Origin of the sequence: Phytoactinopolyspora endophytica (assembly GCF_004138495.1) — a bacterium.
GTDB classification, from domain to species: domain Bacteria; phylum Actinomycetota; class Actinomycetes; order Jiangellales; family Jiangellaceae; genus Phytoactinopolyspora; species Phytoactinopolyspora endophytica.
On the sequence record NZ_ML142875.1, the window covers coordinates 16930 to 22375 of the forward strand.

Annotated in this window: 4 protein-coding genes; 3 read left to right on the forward strand and 1 reads right to left on the reverse strand. The window is 67.2% G+C overall.

Features of this window, described 5'->3' with window-relative positions; all coding sequences use genetic code 11:
* Nucleotides 1-870: LacI family DNA-binding transcriptional regulator (locus ELR45_RS31925; RefSeq protein ID WP_165368284.1), on the reverse strand; the 870-nt coding region annotated here is incomplete at its 3' end.
* A 142-nt stretch (nucleotides 871-1012) separates the two neighbouring features.
* Here ELR45_RS31925 and ELR45_RS31930 point away from each other — a divergent pair.
* From ELR45_RS31930 to ELR45_RS31940, 3 genes are read left to right on the forward strand one after another with little or no spacing between them, the layout of a single operon-like run.
* The gene (locus ELR45_RS31930; RefSeq protein WP_165368285.1) at nucleotides 1013-2581 is read left to right on the forward strand and encodes an ABC transporter substrate-binding protein; all 1569 of its coding nucleotides are present in this window, start codon (nucleotides 1013-1015) and stop codon (nucleotides 2579-2581) included.
* Nucleotides 2582-2606: 25 nt separating this feature from the next.
* The gene (locus ELR45_RS31935; RefSeq protein ID WP_129669891.1) at nucleotides 2607-3548 is read left to right on the forward strand and encodes an ABC transporter permease; all 942 of its coding nucleotides are present in this window, start codon (nucleotides 2607-2609) and stop codon (nucleotides 3546-3548) included.
* Complete coding sequence (locus ELR45_RS31940; protein WP_129669892.1) at nucleotides 3545-5347, forward strand: dipeptide/oligopeptide/nickel ABC transporter permease/ATP-binding protein; 1803 nt, start codon at nucleotides 3545-3547, stop codon at nucleotides 5345-5347. The genes ELR45_RS31935 and ELR45_RS31940 overlap by 4 nt, the downstream gene beginning before the upstream one ends.
* Nucleotides 5348-5446 lie beyond the last annotated feature (99 nt).

A 5446-nucleotide genomic window follows, 5' to 3' on the forward strand; every position in this document is an offset into this window, starting at 1 on the left:
TCCGATCACCAATGCGTCCTCGGGGATGTGGAGCGTCAGCGATTGCAGCCCGCTGAGGGTGACCGCGGCGACCTCGTCGTCGAATGCACAAATGCCGGGACGGTCGTGGCCGGCGAGCGCATCGCGCAGGGTCGCGGCGGCGTGGTCCCGGTCCATCGTGAGTTCGATCCGGGTGGGAGACGGGAGACCTGCTGCGGTAGAGGTGTTGGCGACGCCGATCTCCCGCGAGCGCGCCATGACCGTCCGGGGGTTGTCGGGATGTGGCGCGGCGTAGATGAGTGCCGTCGCTCCCGCACCGAGGAGATGCTGTGCCTGCATCGCTCCGATCTCTTCTTCCCAGGGGCGGGGGAAAGCCGGGTCGCCATGCGCTGAGGAGTAGACCCGCGGGACGCCGGCGGTTCGGAGTTCAGTCATGAAGGCCGGGCTCAGCGCCGTGAGCGCGAGCACCCCGTATGGCCGGACCTCACCGATGAGTGCGCGCAGTGCGGCCTCCGTGCTGAACTGATAGGTCAAGGGCGTGTGGCCGTGCACAGACAGGCGCTCGGTGATGGCGGCGAGGAACGGTTCGGTGACGAAGCCGGACAATGCGGGCTCGGTGACGACGAGCACGATGCGTGAATGGCCGCGGCGGAGTGAGGCGGCGGCAGCGCTGGGAACGTAGCCGAGCTCGGCCGCTGCGGCGCGGACGCGTTCCTGGGTGGCGGCGGGGATGGTCTGGCCAGAGACGTTGTTCAGTACGTAGCTGACCGTGGCGCGTGAGACACCGCTTCGCCGAGCGACGTCGGCCGCGGTGACGCGGCGTATCGACGGTGGATCTTCTTGGATCACGGCACCAGTCTGCCCGATCGGTGCGCCGGATTGCGTTGCCATCACTTGCACGATTCAATAACGACCACTTGCACGATTCAGTACTCGTCGCTAGCTTTGTCCGAACGCGATGCCGCCCGGCGGTTCCGAAACGGTTCAACGCGGCATCGGCCTTGGCGCCGATATCGACTACGAAGGAGTATCGATGAGCATCACAGGACAGCGGCGGCCTCGCCTGGCCGGCCTTGCCGCGGCGTTCACCGCGGTCGCGGTCATGCTCACCGCGTGCGGTGGCGAGAACACCAGCGGCGCGAGCGACTCGAGCGATTCGAGCGATGCGGGGGACAAGGACTACTCCGTTCTGCGGCTGGCCAGTTCGACGCAACCGGGATCATGGGATCCGGCGCTTCAGCTCAGCGCGTTCGACGGCATGTGGCAGTGGACGGCGGTCTACGACACGCTCCTCACCTGTCACGAAGACGGGTCTGTGAGCCCGGGTGCTGCCGAGTCGTATGAGTTCTCCGACGACCACACGGTCCTGACCCTCACGCTGCGCGACGGGATGACCTTTTCCGATGGCACGCCGATCGACGCGGCCGCGGTTAACGCCTCGATCGAGCACGTGCAGAACGGTGGTGGCTCAGCTGCGGCGCGCGTCGCCGGGATCACGATCGAGACGCCCGACGAACGCACGGTGGTCCTGACCGCTCCGGAGCCGAGCGGTCTATTGCCTGTCTACATGTGCCTGAGCCCGGGCATCGTCGCCTCGCCGGAGGCGATCGAGTCCGACACGGTGGACTCGGTGCCGGTGGCCTCCGGGCCGTACACCTTCGACGCGGAGCGCTCGACGAGCGGATCGGTACTCACCTTCGTCAGGCGCGACGACTACTGGAACGCGGACGCGTATCCGTACCAGGAGGTCATCGTCTCGATCATGCCGGACGTCACGGCTCGCTTGAACGCGTTGAAGACCGGCCAGGTGGACGGCGCCGCGCTGAACGGCGAGACGACGGCCGAGGCAGAGGCCTCCGGGTTGACCGTCCATGACTATGTCGACGCGACGAACGGCATCGTGATCTTCGACCGGGCCGGCGAGACCGTGCCCGCGCTGGGTGATGCGCGGGTGCGTCAGGCGTTGAACATGGTGTTCGATCGCGAGGCGATCGCATCCGGGCTGTTCCAGGGGCAGGTGGATCCCACGACACAGATGTTCGGCTCCGACACCGACGCCTATGTCGAGGAACTCGACGACCACTACGAGTACGACGTCGAGGCCGCCAAGAAGCTGATGGAGGACGCCGGCTACGCGGATGGCTTTACCGTCGAGATCCCGGCGCGGAGCCCGCAGACAGAGCAGGCCAACCCGCTGATCGTGCAGCAGCTGGCCGAGTTGAACATCACGGTGGAGGAGGTACCGCTGGCCGCGGCATCCGCTGTGCAGGAGCTGCTGAGCGGCCGATTCGCGATGACCTACCTGAGCATGCCGCTGGCCTCGGGCCTGTGGAGCATGCAGCAGTCGATCAGCCCGGCTGGCACCTGGAACGTCAACGGAAACGCGGATCCTGAGCTGACTGAGCTGACAGAGACGGCTCAGACGGCTCAGGATGACGAACTCACCGGCGTCCTGCAGGAGATCAACCGGTACACGGTGGAGAATGCGTGGTTCGTGCCGTGGAACCAGCGGGTGGCGTATTTCGCGACCGCCGGCGACGTAGAGCTGATCACGACCGGCGACGTCTACACCAAGATTCCGCAGCTGCGGGACTTCCAGTAACCGATCGTGCGGAGGAGGTTCTCTGGTGATCAGGTTCGCGTTGCGGCGGGCAGCCTTCAGCGTGCTGCTGGCGCTGGGCGTGTCGTTCGCGACGTTCGTGCTGGTCTTCAGCAACGGCACAGCCATTGCGCGGGCCATCCTGGGCGTCGATGCGACCGACGAGCAGGTACAGGCTCTCGCGCACGAGCATGGGCTGGACCGGCCCGTCTTGGTGCAGTTCGGCGAGTGGCTCGGCGGGGTGCTGCAGGGGGACCTCGGGGTGAGCTATTACACCGGGGAGGCTGTCACCGATGTGGTGACCTCGCGTGTCCCGGTCACCCTGGCTCTGCTGGGCATCGCGATGTTCTTCACCGCGGTCCTCAGTGCGCTGCTCGGCATCGCGAGTGCGGTCGCCGGCGGATGGGCGGATCGCCTGCTGCAGATGGTGGCGCTGGTCGGGACGGCGGTGCCGAACTTCATTGTCGCGATCATGCTCGTGATGTGGTTGGCGGTGAGTGCCAGGATCTTCCCCGCCACCGGCTTCGTCCCATTGGAGCAAGATCCGGGACGTTGGGCCCTCAGCCTTGCGCTCCCCGTCGCCGCAGTGGTCATCGCCTCGGTCGGGCCCGCTTCTCAGCAGTTCCGCGGCGCGGTCAAGGACGTGCTGGAGCGTGACTTCGTACGGACACTGCGGGCACGCGGGATCAAGCCCCGCGCGATCGTGTTCCGGCATGTGTTCCGCAACGCGGCAGGGCCCGGCGTCATCATCCTCGGGCTGCAGATCATCGTGCTCATGGGCGGGGTGGTCGTCATCGAGCGGGTGTTCGCGCTGCCCGGGATCGGCGAGCTCACCGTGAACACGTCCCTGCTCGGGGACATCCCGGTGGTGATGGGGTGCGTGCTCTTCATCATCGTGGTGGTCGTTGTCGTGAACCTCGCCGCCGATGTCGTCAACGCCGCGATCAACCCGAAGGTGAGGCAACGATGACCGAACCTGTCCCGTTCGGCACGTCAGCGGCGACCGGGCCCGGATCGCAGCATCCCATCCGTCGGCTGCTACGCAACCCATTCGGCCTCGCCTCGCTGATCGTGCTCACCGCGATCGTGTTCGTCGCCATCCTCGCCCCGTGGCTCGCCCCGTTCGACCCGAACGCGTCCCGCCCGGAGTTGACGAACGTGGCGCCGTTCACCAGCGACTACGTGCTCGGCGGGGACTCCGCGGGCCGGGATGTGCTGTCCCGGCTGATCTGGGCGGCGCGCAGCACGATGCTGGCCAGCCTCACGGTGCTCGCCGTGTCGTTGGTCATCGGCGTCGTCGCCGGCTTGCTCGCCGGCTACTACGGCGGTGTGGTCCAGGCGGTCACCAACTGGGTGTCGGATGCTGTGCTCGCCCTTCCAGGTGTGGTGCTGCTCATCGCCATGTACGCCGTGCTCGGGCCGAACATCCTGCTCGCGATGGCCGTCTACGGTGTGCTGGTGTCGCCGATCTTCTACAGGCTGGTGCGTGGCGTCGTCGCGGGCGTGCGGCACGAGCTGTACATCGACGCCGCGAAGGTGTCGGGACTCGGCGACGCCCGTATCCTCTTCCGGCACGTCCTGCGCGCCGTGCGCTCACCCGTCATCATCCAGAGCGCGTTCATCCTGGGCACCGCGGTCGGCATCCAGGCTGCCCTGGAATTCCTCGGGCTCGGCAGCCCGCGCGACGCGTCCTGGGGCGGCATGCTCGACCTGGCCTTCCGCAACATCTATGTGGACGTCAGCGGCGTGGTGTGGCCGGCGATCACGGTGACGGTCGTGGTCCTGGCGTTCGTGCTGCTCGGCAACGCCCTGCGAGACGCTCTCGATCCGTCGTCCAAACGGCGCACGCTCACCGGCCGGCAGGCGGCGAGGCTGCGTTCGCAGGCTGTGAGCCACAACGCAGTTCCCGACGAGGTGGTTCCCGACGACGTGGACACCGACGTGGCGGACCCTGACGACGGGGTCATCGGCGACACCCCGGCCGACGCGGTGCTCAGCGTTCGCGACCTGCGGGTCGGCTACCCGGCCGGCATGGCAACATTTCGCGACGTCGTGCAGGGAGTCGACCTGGACGTGCGTCGCGGCGAGATCGTCGGTCTGGTCGGCGAATCGGGGTCCGGTAAGTCACAGACGGCCTTCGCGGTGCTCGGGTTGTTGCCGCGCAACGCCGTCGTCATCGGCGGCTCGGTGCGTTTCGACGGCATCGAGATCCTGCAGCAGAAGGGCCGGCTGCAAGCCGTGCGCGGGTCGCGGATCGGCTACATCCCGCAGGAGCCGATGACCAATCTCGACCCGACGATGACGATCGGGAAGCAGCTCGTGTACGGACTGCGGGCGGTGCGCCACATATCCCGCGCGGAGGCCGAGACAAGACTGATCGACCTGTTGCACCGGGTGGGGATCCCGGATGCGGACGAGGTCACGCGCAGGTATCCGCACGAGATCTCCGGCGGCATGGCGCAGCGCGTGCTGATCGCCGGCGCCGTGGCGCCGGACCCCGACCTGATCATCGCCGACGAGCCGACCACAGCGCTCGACGTCACGGTGCAGGCCGAGGTGCTCGACCTCATCCGAGAGCTGCGGGACGAGCGCGGACTTGCCGTGATCATGGTCACCCACGACCTCGGCGTCGTATCCGACCTATGCGACCGGGTGGCTGTCATGCGCGAGGGACGGATCGTAGAAAGCTCGCCGACCGTGGAGTTCTTCGGCGGCCCTGGACACGACTACTCGCGTGAACTGCTGCATGCCGCCGCCGAGCTCGGATGAAGGAAGTGTGAGGAGTGGACACCGTGATCGAGGTCGACGGGCTGCACGTCGAATACGGACGGCGAGGCCGAGCCCCGGCTAAACACGTCATCCGGGGCG